The organism is Streptomyces sp. NBC_01142 (genome assembly GCF_026341125.1).
GTDB lineage: Bacteria > Actinomycetota > Actinomycetes > Streptomycetales > Streptomycetaceae > Streptomyces.
This window is the reverse complement of the sequence record NZ_JAPEOR010000003.1, coordinates 702830-722116: the sequence shown is the minus strand read 5'-3', so window position 1 is coordinate 722116 and position 19287 is coordinate 702830. Positions and strand designations below refer to the sequence as shown.

Genomic DNA, 19287 nt, shown 5'->3' with positions numbered 1-19287 from the left:
GATCGGTCGCGGTACTCCCCCCCTGAGCCTGCTGGACACCTCACCGGGCAGGCGATTTCACAGGTCCGGGACTACTCCTCGGCCAGCAGGCCGGCGCGGAGGGTGTTCAGGGTGCGGGAGAGCAGGCGTGAGACGTGCATCTGGGAGACACCGAGCTCCTCGCCGATCTGGGACTGGGTCATTTCCTGACCGAACCGCATTTCGACGATGCGGCGTTCGCGGTCGTCGAGCCGACCGAGGAGCGGGGCAAGAGAATGGAAGTCTTCGACGAGTTCCATGGCCGGGTCGCATGTGCCGAGGGTGTCGGCGAAGCTGCGCCCGCTGCTGTTCATCGCACCCTCGTCCCCGCCGTCGTGGGACAGGTCGAGGGAGCCGGCGGTATAGCCGTTGGCGGCGACCAGACCGTCGTTGACCTCTTCCTCGCTCAGCTGCAGATGTTCGGCCAGCTCGGCGGTGGTCGGGTCACGGTCGAGGCCGGAGGCCAGCTGCTCCCTGGCCTTGGTGAGTTCGATCCGGAGTTCCTGGAGACGGCGCGGTACGTGTACGGCCCAACTGGTGTCACGGAAGAAGCGCTTGATCTCCCCGACGATGTACGGGATGGCGAACGAGGTGAACTCGACCTCGCGTGTCAGATCGAACCTGTCGATCGCTTTGATCAGCCCGATAGTGCCGACCTGAACAATGTCCTCCATCTCGCCGCTGCCCCTGTTGCGGAAGCGGCCGGCGGCGAAATGGACCAGGGAAATATTCATTTCGATGAGGGTGTTGCGCGCGTACTGGTATTCGTGCGTGCCCTCTTCCAGTACCTGGAGCTGATCGAAGAACACTTTCGACAGGGCACGTGCGTCTTTCGGTGCAACCTTCGCCGCGTCCTCGATCCAGGGCAGGTCACCGCTGTACGCGTCGGCTTGCGCTGACGGCCCCACAGCCGTCTGCTGTACGGACGTTTCTGCGGACTGCGTGGACGTTTTCACGTCATCACCCTTGAGGTTGGGGACTGTTGTCGTCTCGCATGCCCGCTCGGCACCCGCATACGCACCTGTCGGCAGAGATCTCTTGCGTGGCCGGAATGAGTGCCGTGCTGGAGGGGCTGTTGATTCCGCAGGTCATGGACGCGGAATGCGGGTGGGGCCCCGACCGGTCTGTCGGGGCCCCACCCGCCCATGGGCTGCTGAGTGCGGCGCTTACCAGCGGTACCAGCGTCCGCGTCGGCCGCCGGTGGCAGCCGGACGCACGACAAACCCGAGCGCCCAAACGACGAGGACAATGATCGCGATCCACCACAGCGCCTTGAGTGCGAATCCCGCACCGAAAAGGATCAGGGCAAGCAGTAGAACTACCAGCAGGGGAACCATAGTTATCAACCTCCAGGACCTCGTGTGCCCTGAGGAAATTCCTTCACACCCGAAGCGGGTACGGCACTCCGGAAGCCTCCGGCCGCAGCGGCCTTCATTCTGAACGTTCCGCATTCACAGTGCTCGAAAGTCGCCTTCCCGTCCTCGGTGGGGAGCACATCGTCCGCCCTCATGGAGGGAGCGTCCTTCGCCGGCGGCTTTCGGTTCTCGCCCCGGCCTGAGGCCTCAGGCCTCACCGTCGACCGGACCAAGGAGCCGCTCGCCGTTGAAAATCCCGAGCCGCTCGCGGTAGAGCTCCAGCGGAACGCCGTTGGGATCCCGGATGTAGAGGCTGTCCTCGATCCCCCGGTCCGGGCCCAGGTATTCCATGCCTGCCTCGTCCAGCGCCTTGCGCGCCGCGTCGTACTCCGCCGCGCGCACCGACAGCGCGAGATGCTGCACCCCGCCGATCGTCTCCTCGATGGGTGGGTGGTCGTGGCCGGGGAAGTCGAAGAAACCCAGCAGATTTCCGTGACCGATGTCGAAGAAGAAGTGGGTGGAGCCGCGATAGTCGCGGTTCTCCACGAGCTCGACCAGTGGGAAGCCCAGCAACTCCTGGTAGAAGCGGATCGTCTCTTCCACGTCGCGGCAGATGAAGGCCACATGGTGGATGCCGTCGGCCGTGGTCGGGGGCCGGTCCGCCCGCGGGCGGAGATAGCGTCGCCGCAGCTCCTCCCTGCGGGCGAGTACGGCGTCGAGCGCGGCGCCCTCGGGCTGGGGCATCGGGGGTCTCCTCAGCGGTTGATTGCGGGATTCAACTTCTATCCGCAATCATTCCCCCCCGCACGCATGGCTCACCAGGACAAGAACGCGACAACCGTCCGTACGTACCAGTCCGGACGTACCGGTTACCGGTCCGGAGCATCGAGCCAGGGGAAACCGCCTGGCTGGACCACCAGCTCGCCGCCCGGGAGCAGGGCGGTCAGCTCGCCGGTCCGCTCGGGCGTCGGAATGCCGTCGAGTCCGCCGGCCGGCACCAGCAGCGCCACCAGTGCGCCGAAGACCCTGCCGATGCCTTGACTGCTGGCTGCGCGGACTGGATTACTGATCCTGAACAGCACGACCGAATGATCGGTCGTCCGGTTTGGGACGGGAGTATTCCGAATGACGGACCTGCTGGACGCGGCGGAGCGGCTCAGTCGCGAGGAGCTCGAAGCGCTGCAGCTCGAACGGCTGCGGGCGACCTTGCGCCATGCGTACGACAACGTCGGCTTCTACCGGGAGGCCTTCGACAAGGCGGAGCTGCGCCCGGAGGACTGCCGTACGCTCGCCGATCTCGCCCGCTTCCCCTTCACCGCCAAGACCGATCTGCGGGACCACTACCCATTCGGGATGTTCGCGGTGAAGCAGTCCCAGGTGCGCCGGATCCATGCCTCCAGCGGGACGACCGGGCGTCCCACGGTCGTCGGCTACACCGAGCGCGATCTGGACACCTGGGCGGACGTGGTGGCCCGCTCGATCCGCGCGGCCGGCGGGCGCCCCGGCCACAAGGTCCATGTGGCGTACGGATACGGGCTGTTCACCGGCGGCCTCGGCGCGCACTACGGCGCTGAGCGGCTCGGCTGCACGGTCATCCCCGCCTCCGGCGGCATGACCGCCCGCCAGGTGCAGCTGATCCAGGACTTCCGGCCCGAGATCATCATGGTGACGCCTTCGTACATGCTCACGCTGCTCGACGAGTTCGAGCGGCAGGGTGTCGATCCGCGTACGACCTCCCTCAAGGTCGGAATCTTCGGGGCGGAGCCGTGGACGGAGGAGATGCGCCGCGAGATCGAGGAGCGGTTCGCGATCGACGCCGTCGACATATACGGGCTGTCGGAGGTGATCGGCCCGGGGGTGGCGCAGGAGTGTGTGGAGACCAAGGACGGGCTGCACATCTGGGAGGACCATTTTTATCCGGAGGTCGTCGATCCGTTCACCGGCGAGGTACTGCCGGACGGGGAGTCCGGCGAGCTGGTCTTCACCTCGCTCACCAAGGAGGCCATGCCCGTGATCCGGTACCGGACGCGGGACCTGACGCGGCTGCTGCCGGGTACGGCCCGGGTGTTCCGGCGGATGGAGAAAGTCACCGGCCGCAGCGACGACATGGTGATCCTGCGCGGGGTGAATCTCTTTCCCACCCAGATCGAGGAGATCGTGCTGCGTACGCCGCATGTCGCCCCGCACTTCCAGCTGCGGCTGACGCGTGAGGGCCGCCTGGACGCGCTGACCGTACGGGCCGAGGCGCGGGCGCAGGCCACCCCTGATCAGCGGGAGGCGGCCGCGCGGGCGATCGCGGCAGCCGTCAAGGACGGGATCGGGGTGTCGGTCGCGGTGGAGGTGGTCGACCCCGAGACGCTCGAGCGGTCGGTGGGCAAGATCAAGCGGATCGTGGACCTCAGGGAGAAGTGAACCGGCCGCGCAGCTCACGCTTGAGGATCTTGCCGCTGGCGTTGCGCGGCAGCTCGTCCACGAACAGGACCCTCTTCGGGGCCTTGAAGTGGGCGAGCTTCTCGCGCGTGTGGGCGATCAGCTCGGCCTCCGTCACCTCGCCACGGGCGACGACGACGGCGGTGACGGCCTCGATCCAGCGGGCGTCGGGCAGGCCGATGACGGCGGTCTCGGCGACGGCGGGGTGGGTGTAGAGCGCGTCCTCGACCTGACGTGAAGCGACCAGCACTCCCCCGGAGTTGATGACGTCCTTCACGCGGTCGACGACGGTGAAGTACCCCTCCGCATCGCGGACGGCGAGGTCGCCGGAGTGGAACCAGCCGTCACGGAAGGCCTCTTCGGTCTCCTCCGGCTTGTCCCAGTAGCCCTCGCAGAGCTGCGGGGAACGGTAGACGACCTCGCCGGCCGTGCCGTCCGCGACCTCCTTCCCGCTGTCGTCGACGACCTTCGCCTCGACGAAGAGGACGGGCCGGCCGCAGGAGTCCATCCGGCCTTCGTGCTCGTCGGGTCCGAGGACGGTGGCGAGCGGGCCGATCTCGCTCTGCCCGAAGCAGTTGTAGAAGCCGAGTCCCGGCAGGTGCTCGCGGAGTCTTTCGAGGACGGGCACGGGCATGATCGACGCGCCGTAGTACGCCTTGCGGAGCGCGCCGAGGTCGCGGCCGGCGAAGTCCGGGTGGTGGGAGAGCCCGATCCACACGGTGGGCGGCGCGAACAGGCTGTCGGCGCACCCCGCTTCGACGAGGTCGAAGATCTGCGCCGCGTCCGGGGCGTCCAGGATGGTGTTCTCCGCGCCGACCGCGAGGTACGGGAGCAGAAAGACATGCATCTGGGCGGAGTGGTAGAGCGGCAGCGAGTGGACGGGCCGGTCGGTCTCGCGCAGGTCGAGTGCGGCGATGGCACTGACGTACTCGTGGACGAGCGCGCGGTGGGTCATCATCGCGCCCTTGGGCAGAGCTGTGGTGCCCGATGTGTAGAGCAGCTGGACCAGGTCTTCGGACTGCCTTGCGGTGGTGGTCTCGAAGGGGCGCGCCGTCCCGATCCGCGCCAGCAGCGAGTCCTCGTCGTCGCGCAGCAGCTGTACGTCATAGGTGTCGGGCACACGCTCGTGCAGATCGGGGTCGGTCAGCACCAGCGTGCTGCCCGACTGTCCGAGGATGTACGCCAGGTCCTCACCCGTGAGGTTGTGGTTGACGGGAACATGGACCAGGCCGGCGCGCGCGCAGGCGAGGAAGCCGATCAGATACGCGTCCGAGTTGTGGCCGTAGGACGCCACCCGGTCTCCCGGCCGAAGATCGTGTGTGTGCAGCACGGTGGCCGCAGCCGACACGGCCTCGTCGAGTTCCGCATAGGTCCAGGAGCGCTCCCGGTACCGGACAGCTGTGCGCTCCGGTACCCGCCGGGCAGTGCGTCGCACCATCCCGTCGACCGTACTGCTGCGTACATCAGTCATGGCTGGATCCTGTGCGGTGCCGCGCCGAGGGTCAAGACCTCGGATACCGAACGGGATGTTGACATGGACTCCACCGGCTGACTGCATGGACCAACCGGCTTTCACCGCAGTCCTGTTGGGAGGCACGTTGCTCTTCCGCACCCGCCTGAGACGGCTCGCCCTCACCGGCATCGCCCTGTTGACGGCCGCGGCCGTGCTGCCGCCCACCGCGGCTGCCGACCCCCGTGACCGGCACGACCGGCATCCCTCCGGCGGAGGTCTGTCCGCCGTCATCCGCTACACCGAGCACGGCATCCCGCACATCGTGGCCAAGGACTACGCGAACCTCGGCTTCGGCACCGGCTGGGCGCAGGCCGCCGACCAGGTGTGCGTCCTCGCCGACGGTTTCGTCACGGTGCGCGGCGAACGCTCGCGCTTCTTCGGCCCGGACGCGGCGCCGGACGGCTCGCTCTCCTCTGCGGCCAGGAACCTCTCCAGCGACCTGTACTTCCGCGGCGTACGGGATGCGGGCACCGTCGAGAAGCTGCTCGCCACGCCCGCTCCGGCCGGCGCCAGTCGGCAGGTCAAGGAGCTGATGCGCGGCTGGGCGGCCGGCTACAACGCCTGGCTGAAGCAGCATCACATCACTGATCCGGCCTGCAAGAACGCCGATTGGGTACGGCCGGTGAGCACCCTGGACGTCGCCCGGCGCGGCTTTGCCGTCTCGGTACTCGGCGGGCAGGGACGCGGCATCGACGGCATCACCGCGGCCCAGCCACCGGGCGTGGCCCCGGTCGGCGCGCCGGACGCGGCCGCGACGGCGAAGGCGGCACGGAAGCTGTTCGCCGCCGACAGCGCCGACATGGGTTCCAACGCCGTCGCGTTCAGCGGGAGGACGTCGGCGAACGGGCGCGGACTGCTGCTCGGCAATCCGCACTATCCCTGGCAGGGCGGCCGCCGGTTCTGGCAGTCGCAGCAGACGGTTCCCGGTGAGCTGAATGTCTCGGGCAGCTCGCTGCTCGGCACCCCCGTGGTCAGCATCGGCTTCAACGACAAGGTGGCCTGGAGCCATACCGTCGCGACCGGCGTGCCCCTCAATCTGCATCAGCTGACCCTGGACCCGGCCGACCCGACCGCGTATCTGGTGGACGGCGAGCGCGAGCGGATGACGAAGCGGACCGTCACCGTCCCGGTCAGGGACGGCGCGCCCGTCACCCGTACGCAGTGGTGGACGCGGTACGGACCCGTCGTCACCTCGCTCGGCCCGACGCTGCCGCTGCCCTGGTCGGCGACGACCGCGTACGCGCTGAACGACCCCAACGCCGCCAATCTGCGCGGCTCGGACACCGCGCTGGCCTTCGGCAGGTCCCGCTCCACCAAGGACATGCTCGAGGCGCTGCGGCGCACCCAGGGCCTGCCATGGGTGAACACGGTCGCCGCGGACTCGGGCGGGCACACGCTCTTCACCCAGTCCCAGGTGCTTCCGCGGATCACCGACGAGCTGGCGCAGCGCTGCTCCACCCCGCTCGGAGCGGTGACGTATCCGGCGTCGGGCGTCGCCGTACTGGACGGCTCGCGCGCCGGCTGCATGCCCGGCTCGGACAAGGACGCGGTGCAGCCGGGCATCTTCGGCCCGTCGAGGATGCCGACGCTCAGGGACGCTCCGTACGCGGCGAACTCCAACGACAGTGCCTGGCTGGCCAACGCCGACCGGCCGCTCACCGGCTACGAGCGGGTCTTCGGCTCCCTCGGCACACCCCGTTCGCTGCGTACCCGCGGCGGTATCGAGGATGTGGCGGCGATGGCGGACAGGGGTCGGCTGACGGTCACCGATCTGCAGGAGCAGCAGTTCGCGAACCGTGTGCCCGCCGGGGATCTGGCCGCGGCGGACGTGGCGAAGGCGTGTGCGGGCGTGTTGCCGGGCGACAGCGAGGCGTGCGGCGTGATCGGGCGCTGGGACCGGACGATGAACACCGACAGCCGCGGTGCGCTGCTCTTCGACCGCTTCTGGCGCAGGTTCACCGCCGCGGTCCCGGCGGCCGGACAGTGGAAGGTGCCGTTCTCGGCGGCCGATCCGGTGCGTACGCCCAACACCCTCAACACCTCGTCGCCCGGCTTCGCCAAGGCTCTGGCCGAAGCGGTGGCCGAGCTGCGCACGGCGGGCCCGGAGCTGGACGCGCCGCTGGGAGAGGCCCAGTTCGTCGTACGGAAGGCACAGCGCATCCCGGTCCACGGCGGTACGGAATCTCTCGGCGTGTGGAACAAGATCGAGCCGGTGTGGAACGCGGCGGCCGGCGGCTATACGGAGGTGACTCACGGCTCCAGCCATGTCCAGGCGGTCGGCTGGAACGGCGGACGCTGCCCGGTGGCCCGCACCCTGCTCACGTACGCGCAGTCCTCGAACCCCGCCTCGCCGTACTACAGCGACCAGACCGAGCTGTTCTCGGGTGAGCGCTGGGTGACGTCGCGGTTCTGCGAGCGGGACATCCTGCGCTCGCCGGCGCTCAAGGTGGTGCGGGTCAGGGGCTGACCGAGAGGAAGACGAAGGCGGCGAACAGCACCATGTGCACGCCGCCCTGAAGGAGAGTGGCTCGTCCGGGCACCACGGTCAGCACGCTCACCACTGCGGTGAGCACGAGCAGCACCATATGGGTGGCGTCTTCACCCAGGACCAGGGGCCCGGGCAGCCAGACCGAGGCGAGCGCGATGGCCGGGATGGTCAGCCCGATGCTCGCGATGGCGGAGCCGTAGGCGAGGTTCAAACTGGTCTGCAGGCGATCTTGGCGGGCGGCGCGCACGGCGGCGAGCGTCTCGGGCGCGAGCACCATGAGCGCGATGACGACGCCGACGACGGGGGTCGGCAGCCCGGCCGATTTCACGCCGGCCTCGATGGCCGGCGAGACGAGCTTGGCGTTGCCGACAACGGCGACGAGGGCCACGACGAGCAGTCCGGTGCTCCACCAGGTCCGGCCGAGGCTCGGTGGCGGGGCGTGCTCGTCCGGATCGGCCGGCCGGCCCTCGCGCTGCACAGGGAGGAAGTAGTCGCGGTGGCGCACGGTCTGGACGGCGACGAACAGCCCGTACACGCACAGCGACGCGACGGCGGCGAAGGTCAGTTGGACCCCGGTGAACTCGGGGCCCGGTCGGCTCGTGGTGAAGGTGGGCAGGACCAGCGTCATGGTGGCGAGGGTGCAGACGGTGGCGAGTGCCGCGCCGGAGCCCTCGGCGTTGAAGACCGCCACACGGTTGCGCAGGGCGCCGGTCAGGACGGACAGTCCGACGATGCCATTGCAGGTGATCATGACGGCCGCGAAGACGGTGTCCCTGGCGTAGGTGGATGTCTTCTCGCCGCCGCCGGCCATCAGCGTGACGATGAGTCCGACCTCGATGACGGTGACCGCGACGGCGAGGACGAGTGAGCCGAAGGGCTCGCCGACCCGGTGGGCGACCACCTCGGCGTGGTGCACGGCGGCGAGCACGGCCCCGACCAGAAACAGCCCGATGACGGCGACGCCAAGCCCCGGGAGGTCGCGGCCCCAGGCCAGGGCCAGGGCGACCGCGGCGGCGATGGGCACCCAGGTGGTCCACTGCCGTGTCATCCCCGCCGTGCCCGTGCTCATGCCGGTCACGCTGCCAGAGCGGGGGACGGGCCGCGCGAGGTGCTGCGCCAACGGGGTCGGCTCGCCGGGGTGCGGCTCAGTCGTCGGAGAGGCCGTCCTCGTACGCCTGCCGCTGCCGGCGTATCTGCCCTTCGACGGGCCGGTGGGCGTCAGCGGGCGGGCCGCGCGCCCGGAGGTCGCCCCGACAGCCGTGAGCCTTGATGGTCCGGGAGTCGGCCCGTAGCGGATTTCTGGAGCGGCAGGAGGACCCGGCAGACCGGCCGCGCAAGCCGGTGAGCATCGCAGACGGGAGGCGCTCCGCGATCGACGGCCGGCTGGGGCGGGAAGGATGCCGGGGCGCGAGGGCGAGCGACTGCCGCTCCTCGGGATTCCGGATCCGTTTCACCCGCCCGGCCGTCCGCGGCATGAGCAGCGACAGCGTCCGCACTGCGTCGGCGTCCGGCCCTGAGCCGTCGCGTTCCTGATCGGCTGACCGGCCGGCTGACGTTCGAGGGCGCCACGCTCGTGCGCTGACCACACCGGCGCGCGCGGCGGGCGCCCCCACACCAACCCCGCGGTCTCCGCACGGGAGGCCGCCGACCGGATCCTGGTCTTCGCCTGCAACGCCGACGGGCCCCGCGCCGAGCCGGGACCGGCCCGCCACGCCGGTCGAGGAGCACTTCACCTGCGAGGAGTCGCAGCTACTGCCCGCACTGCTCGGCCCCGGGACTCACATCGCGCGCTCGTGACCCTCCCAGTACGGCTCCCGCAGCCGTCGTTTGTAGAGCTTGCCGTTCGGGTCGCGCGGCATGACCTCGATGAAGTCCACCGTCCTGGGGCGCTTGTAGCCCGCCAGTTGCCGCTCGCAGTGGGCGAGGATGTCGGCCGCCAGATCATCACCCGGCTCATGGCTCTCGGCGGCCTCGACGACCGCCTTGACCTCCTCGCCCCAGTCGGCGTGCGGGATACCGAAGGCGGCCGCGTCGGCGACGGCGGGATGGGTGAGCAGCGCCGACTCGATCTCGGCAGGGTAGATGTTGACGCCGCCCGAGATGATCATGTCGATCTTGCGGTCGCGGAGGAAGAGATACCCGTCCTCGTCGAGGACGCCGAGGTCGCCTACGGTGAAGAAGTCACCGATACGGTTCTTCTCCGTCTTGGCCTTGTCCTTGTGGTAGCTGAAACCACCGGTGCTCATCTTCATGTAGACGGTGCCCAGTTCGCCCGGCGGAAGCCTGGTGCCGTCGTCGTCGAAGACGGCGAGTTCGCTGATGGGCCAGGCCTTGCCGACGGTACCGGGCTTCTTCAGCCAGTCCTCGGCGGTCGCGAAAGCTCCGCCGCCCTCGCTCGCCGCGTAGTACTCCTCCACACAGGTGCCCCACCAGTCGATCATCGCCCGCTTGACGTGGTCGGGGCAGGGCGCGGCGCCATGGATGGCGTGCCGCATGGACGACACGTCGTACCGCCCCTTCACCTCCTCGGGCAGCGCGAGGAGACGGTGGAACTGGGTCGGGACCATGTGCGTATGGGTGCAGTCGTACGCGTCGATGAGGCGCAGCATCTCCTCGGGCGTCCACTTGTCCATCAGGACGAGGGGATGCCCGATGTGCAGGGCGGCACCCGCGAATTGGAGTACGGCGGTGTGGTAGAGCGGCGAACAGACCAGATGGACGTTGTCGTCGAACGGCCTGATGCCGAAGATGCCGAGGAACCCGCCGAGCTGGGTCTCCTCGGGGAGCCTGCCGGACAGCGGGCGGCGGATGCCGCGGGGCCGGCCTGTGGTGCCCGAGGTGTAGTTCATGACCCAGCCGAGCGTCCGCCCGTCCGGTACGGACTCCGGCTGCCCGTCGAGGAGTTCGCCGTAGGGGCGGAAGCCCGCGACCGCGCCGACGGCGTGGCGGTGGCTTGCGGGCAGCTTCGCCTCGTCGGCGGCGGCCGTCGCGGCGGCCGCGAAACGCTCGTGCGCGATGAGCACCTTGGCGCCCGAGTCGGCGACGATCCAGGCGATCTCCGGTCCGACGAGATGGTGGTTGACGGGGACCAGATAGAGCCCGGCCTGGGAGGCCGCGAGGTAGGCGGTGATGAACTCGACGCCGTTGGGGAGGACGACAGCGAAGGCGTCGCCGCGCTCCAGCCCGGCGGCGCGCAGCCCGTGGACGAGCTGGTTCACGGCGGCGTGCAGCCGTCCGGCGGTCCATGCCCCGCCGTCCGGCGCGACCAGGATCGTACGGTCCGGGTCGGCGGTCGCCTGCGCCCAGAAGCCTCCTCCCGACCCCGTCCGGGGGGACCCCCACGGCCGCTCGGTCATGACTGGCTCCTTCCGGCGATGCGGCGGATACGGTCCGCGGCCCGCTCGAAGCCGCGGGTCAGCTCGTCGAAGACGGCCTGCACACTGCGCTCGGAGTTCATCCGGCCGACGATCTGCCCCACGGGTGTACCGAGCAGCGGGCCCACTTCGTACTTCTGGATGCGGGACACGGCCTCGGCGACGAGCAGCCCCTGGAGCGGCATGGGCAGCGTGCCCGGACCGCTGGGGTCGTCCCAGGCGTCGGTCCATTCGGTGCGCAGCTGGCGTGCGGGCTTGCCGGTCAGGGCGCGCGAGCGCACCGTGTCGCCGGAGCCGGCCGCGAGGAGTTTGGCGGTCAGCGCGCGGGAGTGGAGATCGGCCTCGGTGGTGGTGAGCCAGATCGAGCCGAGCCAGGCGCCCTGGGCGCCGAGGGCGAGACCGGCGGCGATCTGTTCGCCGCTGCCGATGCCGCCCGCGGCAAGTACGGGAAGGGGGCTGACGGCGTCGACGACCTCGGGGACGAGCACCATGGAGGCGATCTCCCCGGTGTGGCCGCCGGCTTCGTAGCCCTGAGCGACGACGATGTCGATGCCCGCCTCGGCGTGCCGTCTGGCGTGCTTGGCGCTGCCCGCCAGTGCCGCGACCAGCACCTGCCGGCCGTGGGCGCGCTCGATGACATCTGCGGGCGGGGAGCCGAGGGCGTTGGCGAGCAGCTTGATCGGATAGTCGAAGGCGACGTCGAGCTGGTTGCGGGCGACCTGTTCCATCCAGCCGGTGATGCGCCAGCCGGAGACCTCGCCCTCGGGGAGGTCGGGAACGCCGTGTTCGGCGAGGGTGTCCCTGACGAACTGCCGGTGCGTATCGGGGATCATCGCCTCGACATCGGCCTCGGTCACGCCCTCGACCTTCTTGGCGGGCATGACGACATCGAGGCCGTACGGCTTTCCGTCGGTGTGGTCCTCGATCCAGTCGAGGTCGCGTTTGAGATCGTCGGGCGCGGTGTAGCGGACCGCGCCGAGTACGCCGAAGCCGCCCGCCCGGGTGATGGCCGCGGCAACCGCGGGGAACGGCGTGAAGCCGAAGATGGCGTGCTCGATGCCCAGTCTCTTGCTCAGCTCCGTCTCCATGGGCGGCAGGATGCCGCAGCCAGGCGGACGAGGGAAGAGATTTTCTGATGCTGTGTCAGATTCTTTGTGGTGGTTGACAGCACCGGGGCACCGCAAGAAAGTTTCACTGCCGATCGGGATCCCGAAAGATACTTTCAGGAGGGTGCTGCATGACAGAGGACGCGGCAGGCAGAGGGATCAGCAGACGGAGGCTGGGCGGCGGGATACTGGCACTGGGCGGTGTGCTCGCGCTGGCGCCGATTCCCTTCGCGCAGGCGGCGGCCCCGGGCGCGGGCGCCGGGCTTTCACCGGCTGCCGGTCCCGGCGACCACTCGGGACGGCCGACCCTACGGCGCGGCTCCGCCGAGCGGGCCGGGCTGATCCCCGGCCATCTGGACCAACTCGTCACCGACGCGGAGAGGTTCCTCGCCCCCTCCCCCAAGTACCCCTGGTACGCGGGAGCCGTGCTGCTCGCGGGGCGCGGCGGCACAGTGGCGCTGCACCGGCCGATCGGCAAGGCGGTGCGCTACGCGGCGTACGACGAGAAGACTGACACGGCCGTGGAGTTCCCGGCGGACCAGCAGATCTCGATGACCGAGGACACCGTCTTCGATCTGGCGTCCGTCTCGAAGCTGTTCACCTCGATCCTCGCCGTGCAGCAGATCGAGCGGGGCGCGCTGGAGCTGGACGCCACGGTCGCCTCGTACCTCCCGGATTTCGGGGGCGCCGGCAAACAGGACATCACCGTGCGCCAGTTGCTCACCCACACCTCGGGATTCCGCGCCTGGATTCCGCTGTACAAGGAGCCGACCCGGGAGGGCAGACTCCGGCTCCTGTGGAACGAGGCCCCGGCCAGTACGCCCGGCACCAAATACCTTTACTCCGACCTCAATCTGATCTCGCTTCAGCTGATCCTCGAGGAGATCACCGGTCACACTCTGGATGTACTGCTCCGCAACGAGATCACCGCTCCACTGGGGATGCACCGCACTCGCTTCAACCCGCCCGCCTTCTGGAAACCGAAGATCGCCGCCACCGAGGACGCCCGGCCGCCCTGGTCGGGCCTCGACCGGGGCCTGGTGTGGGGTGAGGTGCACGACGAGAACGCGTACAGCTTCGGCGGTGTCGCGGGCCACGCCGGGATCTTCTCCTGCGCCTGGGATCTCGCGATCCTCGCCCGCACCCTCCTCAACGGCGGCGTGTACGGGCGGCGGCGCGTGCTGCACCCGGCGTCGGTGGAGCTGATGTTCACCGACTTCAACACCGCCTTCCCCGGTGACGAACACGGCCTCGGCTTCGAGCTCTACCAGCACTGGTACATGGGCGCGATGGCCACACCGCGCACCGCGGGCCACACCGGGTTCACCGGCACCAGCCTGGTACTCGACCCGACCACCGACGCGTTTCTGATCGTGCTCGGCAACTCCGTTCATCCAGTGCGCAGTTGGCGCTCCGGCAGCGCCCCGCGTGTCGCCGCCGCCAACAACCTGGCACGCGCCGTCGCCGTCCGCCCGGCGCACGGCCGTACGGCCTGGTTCTCCGGCATGGCCGGCTCCACGACCGCCACGCTCACCCTGCCCGCGCTCGCCCTCGCCTCCGAACGGGTGCGGCTGCGGTCCTCACTGTGGTGGGACACCGAGCCCGGCTCGGACGCCCTGTTCCTGGAGGCGTCGGCGGACGACGGCGCGACCTGGAAGCCGGTGCCGTTCACCACCGTACGGAAGTCGGCGGAGCCGCAGCCGCATCCGGCGGGCTCGGTGACCGGCTGGTCCGGGCGCGTCTGGCACCTGCTGAGCGCCGATCTCTCGGCGTGGCGGGGCGCCAGGGTACGGCTGCGCTGGCGGTACACGACCGACCAGCTCTACGTCGGCCGTGGGGTGTACGTGGACGGTCTGCGGGTCGAGGATGGCGGACGTCCGGTGTTCGATGCGGCCAGGCCCGCGGACGCCGCCCTGATCGAGGCGAACGGCTGGACGGCGTCCCGGGACTGACGAGGTGTCGCTGACCGGCGTGCCACTGAGTGGCGTGTCACTGAGTGGCGTGTCACCGGTGAAGACGTCATCGGCCAAGGTGTCAGCGGCCCAGGCATCTCCGACGTGTTCTCACCGGCCCAGCGCTGCCATCGCGGCGTTGTGGCCGGGTACACCGCTGACCCCGCCGCCGCGGACGGCTCCCGCCCCGCAGAGCAGCACATTGGCGTGCGCCGTCTCGACGCCCCAGCGCCCGGTGGACTCGGTGGCATGGGGGAAGGCGAGATCGCGGTGGAAGATATGGCCGCCGGGCAGCCGCAGTTCGCGCTCCAGGTCGAGCGGCGTCTTCGCCTCGATGCACGGCTCGCCGTTCTCGTCGAGCGCGAGACAGTCGGAGATCGGCTCCTCCAGATGGGCGTCGAGTTCGGCGAGGGTGGCTGCCAGCAGTTCGGCGCGCGCCCGGTCGTTGTCGGCGGCGAAGAGCCGGGCCGGGGTGTGCAGCCCGAACAGGGTCAGTGTCTGGTAGCCCTGCGCCACCAGCTCCGGGCCGAGGATCGAGGGGTCCGTCAGCGAGTGGCAGTAGATCTCGGACGGCGGCGCGCTCGGCAGCCGGCCGTCGGCGGCCTCCCGGTACGCGGTGGCCAACTGTCCGTACCCCTCCGACACATGGAAGGTCCCCGCGAACGCGTCGCGCGGATCGACGGAGTGGTCGCGCAGCCTCGGCAGCCGGCGCAGCAGCATGTTGACCTTGAGCTGGGCGCCTTCGGCGGGGGCGGGCGGCTCCTCACCGAGCAGTGCGGCCAGTTCCCTCGGCGATGCGTTCACCAGGACACGGCGGGCCGCGACCGCGCCCTCCGTGCCCTCCGCGCCGTGCGAGCGGAAGGACACCTCGGCCCGTTCGCCGTCGGTCTCGATGCGGGTCGCCTCGTGCAGTACCGCGATCTCGGCGCCCGCCGCCCGTGCCGCGCCCGCCAGCGCATCGGTCAGCGCGCCCATGCCGCCCACCGGCACGTCCCAGTCCCCCGTCCCGCCGCCGATCACGTGGTACAGGAAGCAGCGGTTCTGCACCAGGGAGGAATCGTGGGCGTCGGCGAAGGTGCCGATCACGGCGTCGGTCAGCACCACACCCCGTACGAGATCGTCGGCGAACCGTTTCTCGATCGCCTCGCCGATGGGCTCTTCGAAGAGCATCCGCCACGCCGTCTCGTCGCCGATACGCGCACGCAGCGCCTCACGTGCGGGCAGCGGCTCGGTGAGCGTCGGGAAGACCCGCTCGGCGACCTGGCCGGTCATCCCGTAGAAGTCCTGCCAGGCCGCGTACTCGCTCTCGCCGCCGGTGATCTCGGCGAAGGACTCCCGGGTACGGTCCCCGCCCACGAGCAGGCCGCCGCGGCCCTTGGGGGTGTAGGAGGAGACGGTGCGTTTGCGTACCGCGAAGTTCAGCCCCAGATCGCGCACGATCTTGTCCGGCAGCAGCGACACGAGGTAGGAGTAGCGGGAGAGGCGGGCGTCGACCCCGGCGAAGGGGCGGGTGGAGACGGCCGCTCCCCCGGTGCTTGCGCTGCGCTCCAGAACGAGGACGGAACGTCCGGCACGGGCGAGATAGGCGGCGGCGACCAGTCCGTTGTGACCGCCGCCCACGATCACTGCGTCATAAGCGTCACGTGTGGGCATGGCCCTTGGTAACACGCCACGATCACCGCGGGCCAGGGACGGGCGGCCATCAGCGGCCGGCACCCGCTCGGCCGGGCATTCAGGGGCTGCGTGCACCGCGCTGCTGGCGCAGGGCCGCCACCCGCCGGTACAGCTCCACGGCCTCGGCGTGGCGGCCGAGCTGCTCCAGACAGTGCGCCTCGTCGTTGCGGCTGGCCAGCGCGTCGGAGTGATCGACACCCAGGACGCGCTCCCGCGCCTCGGCGACCTGCCCGTAAACGGCCAGGGCATCGGCCCAGCGGCCCAGCCAGCCCAGGCCCACGGCGACCTCTCGGCGGCTGACAAGAGTGTCGGGGTGCTGCGGGCCCAGCATCCGCTCGCGCAACGCGCACACGTCACGCGACTCGGCGAGGGCCTCCTCCCAGCGGGCGAGCCGGCCGAGGTTCACGCCGAGACCGTGGCGGGCACGCAGCGTCTCGGGGTCGGCGGGGCCGTGGACGCGGGTGCGGTCGTCGACGAGGCCGCGGTAGAGCTCCAGGGCCTCCGCGCTGCGGCCGAGCCGCCCGAGGCTGATGCCGACCTCGTAGCGGGCGGCGAGGGTGTCGGGGTGGTCGGAGCCCAGCACCTGGGCGCGTGCGGTGGCGACCTCCCGGTAGGTCTGCAGCGCCTCGGTCCAGCGGCCCAGCTGGCCGAGCGCGTACGCGACCTCGTACCGGGTGACCAGGGTGTCGGGGTGGCCCGCGCCGAGCACTCTGGCACGCGCGGCCGCCACGTCGTACGCCATGCGGTACGAGTCCTCGAGCCGTCCCAGCCTGCTGAGGTTGTAGGCGAGATTGTGCCGGCAACGCAGCGTGTCGGGGTGGTTGTGTCCCATGGTGCGCTCGCGGGATTCGAGGACCGCCGCATACACCCGGTGGGCCTCGAAGTGCCGCCCCAACTGGCCCAGTACGTACGCCATCTCCTGGCGGGCCGCGAGTGTCTCGGGGTGGTCGGCGCCCATGGTCCGCTCGCGCCCGTCGGCGACCCGTCCGAACTCCCGCAGCGCGTCCGCGGCGCGCCCCGTCCGGCTCAGCGTGAAACCGACCTCGTAGCGGCTGGCCAGGGTGTCGGGGTGGTCGGGTCCCAGGGTGTGCTCGCGCTCGACGACAACGGCGCGGTGCACCTCGCCCGCCTCCTCCCAGCGGCCGAGGCGGCCGAGGCTGAGGCCCGCGTTGTGCCGGCTGGCGAGAACGGCGAGCAGCTCGGGCGGCGGGGTCGCACGCTCGGGTCTGGCCGGGGGCGGTACTGCGTAGTCGCCGCGCAGACCGGTGGGGGTGGTCCACTCGCCGGTCAGACCGGCGGTGTGGTCGGGCAGGGCGGACCGCAGGAGCGAGGTGCCGGTGGCCTTCTGGCCGGTGGTCATGCCGCGGGTCCAGGAGGGCAGCCGCCGCTCGTGGGAAGAGGGCTGCCCCGGCCGGGGCGCGGGCACAACAGCGTGGTGCGCCGGGCCGGTGCGCACGGCGGAGCCGATCCGGCGGCGGAGCTCCTTGGCGTCGGCGGGCCGTCCCTCGGGGGTCTTGGCGAGCAGGTCGAGGACGATCCGCTCGAAGAACTCGGGTATGTCGGCCCGATGGGTGCGGAGCGGCTCCGGCGGGGTGTCGCGGTGCCCGACGAGTACGGCCCAGGCGTCGTCGAGGTCGAAGGGCGGGACGCCGGTGGCGATCTCGTACAGCACACAGCCCAGGGAGTACAGGTCGCTGCGGTGGTCGACATGGCCGCCGCTGATCTGCTCGGGCGACATGTAGTGCGGGGTGCCCATGGCGATGCCGGTGCCGGTGAGCCGGCTGGTGAAGCCGATGTCCTCGCCGAGGCGGGCGATGCCGAAGTCGCAGATCTTCACCGCGCCGTCGGTGAGCCGCATGATGTTGGCGGGCTTCAGGTCCCGGTGGACGATGCCCTGTTCATGGGTGTACGCGAGAGCGTCGGCGACCTGCTCGGCGATGTCGACAACATCGGGCACGGGCAGCGGATGCTGTTTGTTCTCCTCCAGCAGCTGGCTGAGATTACGGCCCTCCAGCAGCTCCATGACCAGATAGAGCACTCCCTCGTACTCGCCGAAGTCATGGACGACGGTCACCCCGCGGTGCTGGAGTGCGGCAGCCACCCGCGCCTCACGACGAAAGCGTTCCCTCAGCACCCGGGTGAAGGACTGGTCGTGCTGAGGCCCCATCGGCTTGAGGCACTTGACCGCGACGCGCCGTCCGAGCGACTCGTCACGAGCCCCCCACACCTCGCCCATGCCCCCGCGCCCGATGAGTTCGAGCAGCCGGTAGCGGCCTTGAATCAGCCTGGATTCCGCCATCGCGTGCTGTCGCCCCCGTCGCTTCGCTGCGCCCTCCCCGGCCCGTCCAGTATGGCCTCCTGTCTGCGCAGTTTGTACGGGGCCGGGCGCGTGGCGGGCCCGAGTCGCGCCATCGCTTTCAAGATGTGACCTGGCGGCAGCTGCCAGCGGAGACGGGAGGGAATACAGCGAAGCAGGTTGCCTGTGGCGATGAGCTGATGCGTGACGCGCTCCGCGGTGGGGGCGGGTCTGCCGTACAGCTCGTGGGCGTACGGGGGCAGCGCGTTGTACGCGAGTGCCGCCACGCGCCGCCACAGCAGTTCGCGCGCCGGGACGAGCAGCGTGTTGACCGGAGGCCGCTGCAGGAAGTCGTCGACATCGCGCGCCTCGGGTCCTGCGGCGAGCTCGGGGCGGATCCTTTCGAAGTACGCGGTGAGCTGTGCGGTGGAGGCGGGCACGTCGGCCGGGTCCAGGCCGACCAGGCGTGCGCCCTCGCGTTGCTCGTCGAGGTAACGGTCTGCCTGGGCATCGCTGAGCGGGAAGCCGGAGCGGCGTGCGACGTGCAGATACGAGTCGACCTCGGCGCAGTGCACCCACAGCAGCAGCTCGGGCTCGTCGACGCCGTAGCGCTCCCCCGAGCCGGGGTCGGTGGCCTTGAGGCGCGCGTGGAGGCGGCGAACGCGGGCGCCCGCCCCCTCGGCGGCCGCGGTGGTGCCGTAGCTGATGGTGCCGACGAAGTCCGCGGTGCGCAGCAGCCGGCCCCAGGCGTCCTTGCGGAAGTCGCTGTTCTGTATGACTCCGCGGACGGCGCGGGGGTGCAGCGCCTGGAGGTAGAGGGCGCGCACCCCGGCGACCCACATCATCGGGTCGCCGTGCATCTGCCAGGTGACGGAGTCGGGTCCGAACAGCGCCGGGTCGGCTTCGGTCGAGCCGACGGCTTCGCTCATGTGTGCCTCACCGTTTCAGTTGTGTCACCTGCTCGGCCCTGTGGCCAGCAGTTTTGCCACCTGTATCCGGAAGCCTTGCATCTTGGTTCACGAGTCTTGTTGCCATCAACGTACGAGCCTGCATGGCGACACCGAAACCCGGCAGCACCTCG

Annotated in this window: 14 protein-coding genes; 3 read left to right on the top strand and 11 right to left on the bottom strand. The window is 70.2% G+C overall.

The window, feature by feature from the left end; genetic code table 11:
- Positions 1–71 precede the first annotated feature (71 nt).
- From OG883_RS37320 to OG883_RS37305, 4 genes are all read right to left on the bottom strand, one after another.
- Entirely contained in the window at positions 72–926 is an 855-nt protein-coding gene (locus tag OG883_RS37320; protein ID WP_266553167.1) for an RNA polymerase sigma factor SigF, read from the bottom strand.
- 258 nt (positions 927–1184) lie between these two features.
- A complete protein-coding gene (locus tag OG883_RS37315) occupies positions 1185–1355 on the bottom strand; it encodes a hydrophobic protein (RefSeq protein ID WP_266551128.1) in 171 nt (56 codons plus the stop codon).
- A 225-nt stretch (positions 1356–1580) separates the two neighbouring features.
- Positions 1581–2117: a VOC family protein gene (locus OG883_RS37310; protein ID WP_266551127.1), complete on the bottom strand. Its 537-nt coding sequence runs from the start codon at positions 2115–2117 to the stop codon at positions 1581–1583.
- 125 nt (positions 2118–2242) lie between these two features.
- Positions 2243–2455: a hypothetical protein gene (locus OG883_RS37305; protein WP_266551125.1), complete on the bottom strand. Its 213-nt coding sequence runs from the start codon at positions 2453–2455 to the stop codon at positions 2243–2245.
- A 43-nt stretch (positions 2456–2498) separates the two neighbouring features.
- Here OG883_RS37305 and paaK point away from each other — a divergent pair, with 43 nt between their 5' ends.
- Positions 2499–3785, top strand: coding sequence for a phenylacetate--CoA ligase PaaK (paaK, locus tag OG883_RS37300; RefSeq protein WP_266551123.1), 1287 nt, complete (start codon positions 2499–2501; stop codon positions 3783–3785).
- Here paaK and OG883_RS37295 read toward each other — a convergent pair.
- Complete coding sequence (locus tag OG883_RS37295; RefSeq protein ID WP_266551122.1) at positions 3772–5274, bottom strand: acyl-CoA synthetase; 1503 nt, start codon at positions 5272–5274, stop codon at positions 3772–3774. The genes paaK and OG883_RS37295 overlap by 14 nt on opposite strands.
- 85 nt (positions 5275–5359) lie before the next feature.
- Here OG883_RS37295 and OG883_RS37290 point away from each other — a divergent pair, with 85 nt between their 5' ends.
- Positions 5360–7783, top strand: coding sequence for a penicillin acylase family protein (locus tag OG883_RS37290; protein WP_266551121.1), 2424 nt, complete (start codon positions 5360–5362; stop codon positions 7781–7783).
- On the opposite strand, the gene OG883_RS37285 is transcribed toward OG883_RS37290, so the two are convergent.
- The 3 genes from OG883_RS37285 to OG883_RS37270 form a co-directional block, all read right to left on the bottom strand.
- Complete coding sequence (locus tag OG883_RS37285) at positions 7773–8873, bottom strand: calcium:proton antiporter (protein WP_266551119.1); 1101 nt, start codon at positions 8871–8873, stop codon at positions 7773–7775. The genes OG883_RS37290 and OG883_RS37285 overlap by 11 nt on opposite strands.
- A gap of 709 nt (positions 8874–9582) precedes the next feature.
- A complete protein-coding gene (locus OG883_RS37275) occupies positions 9583–11160 on the bottom strand; it encodes an acyl-CoA synthetase (RefSeq protein ID WP_266551117.1) in 1578 nt (525 codons plus the stop codon).
- Positions 11157–12266, bottom strand: coding sequence for a nitronate monooxygenase family protein (locus OG883_RS37270; RefSeq protein ID WP_266551115.1), 1110 nt, complete (start codon positions 12264–12266; stop codon positions 11157–11159). Before OG883_RS37270 ends, OG883_RS37275 begins: the two co-directional genes overlap by 4 nt.
- Before the next feature lie 149 nt (positions 12267–12415).
- Between OG883_RS37270 and OG883_RS37265 the strand changes: the two genes are divergently transcribed.
- Complete coding sequence (locus OG883_RS37265) at positions 12416–14236, top strand: serine hydrolase (protein WP_266551114.1); 1821 nt, start codon at positions 12416–12418, stop codon at positions 14234–14236.
- Positions 14237–14347: 111 nt separating this feature from the next.
- Here OG883_RS37265 and OG883_RS37260 read toward each other — a convergent pair whose 3' ends face one another.
- The 3 genes from OG883_RS37260 to OG883_RS37250 all read right to left on the bottom strand — a co-directional run bounded on the left by OG883_RS37260 (position 14348) and on the right by OG883_RS37250 (position 19135).
- A complete protein-coding gene (locus OG883_RS37260) occupies positions 14348–15889 on the bottom strand; it encodes an NAD(P)/FAD-dependent oxidoreductase (protein WP_266551112.1) in 1542 nt (513 codons plus the stop codon).
- Positions 15890–15968: 79 nt separating this feature from the next.
- Positions 15969–18209 carry a serine/threonine-protein kinase gene (locus OG883_RS37255; RefSeq protein WP_266551111.1) on the bottom strand — a complete coding sequence of 747 codons (2241 nt, stop codon included), beginning with the start codon at positions 18207–18209 and terminating at the stop codon, positions 15969–15971.
- Entirely contained in the window at positions 18191–19135 is a 945-nt protein-coding gene (locus tag OG883_RS37250) for an oxygenase MpaB family protein (RefSeq protein ID WP_266551110.1), read from the bottom strand. Before OG883_RS37250 ends, OG883_RS37255 begins: the two co-directional genes overlap by 19 nt.
- Positions 19136–19287 lie beyond the last annotated feature (152 nt).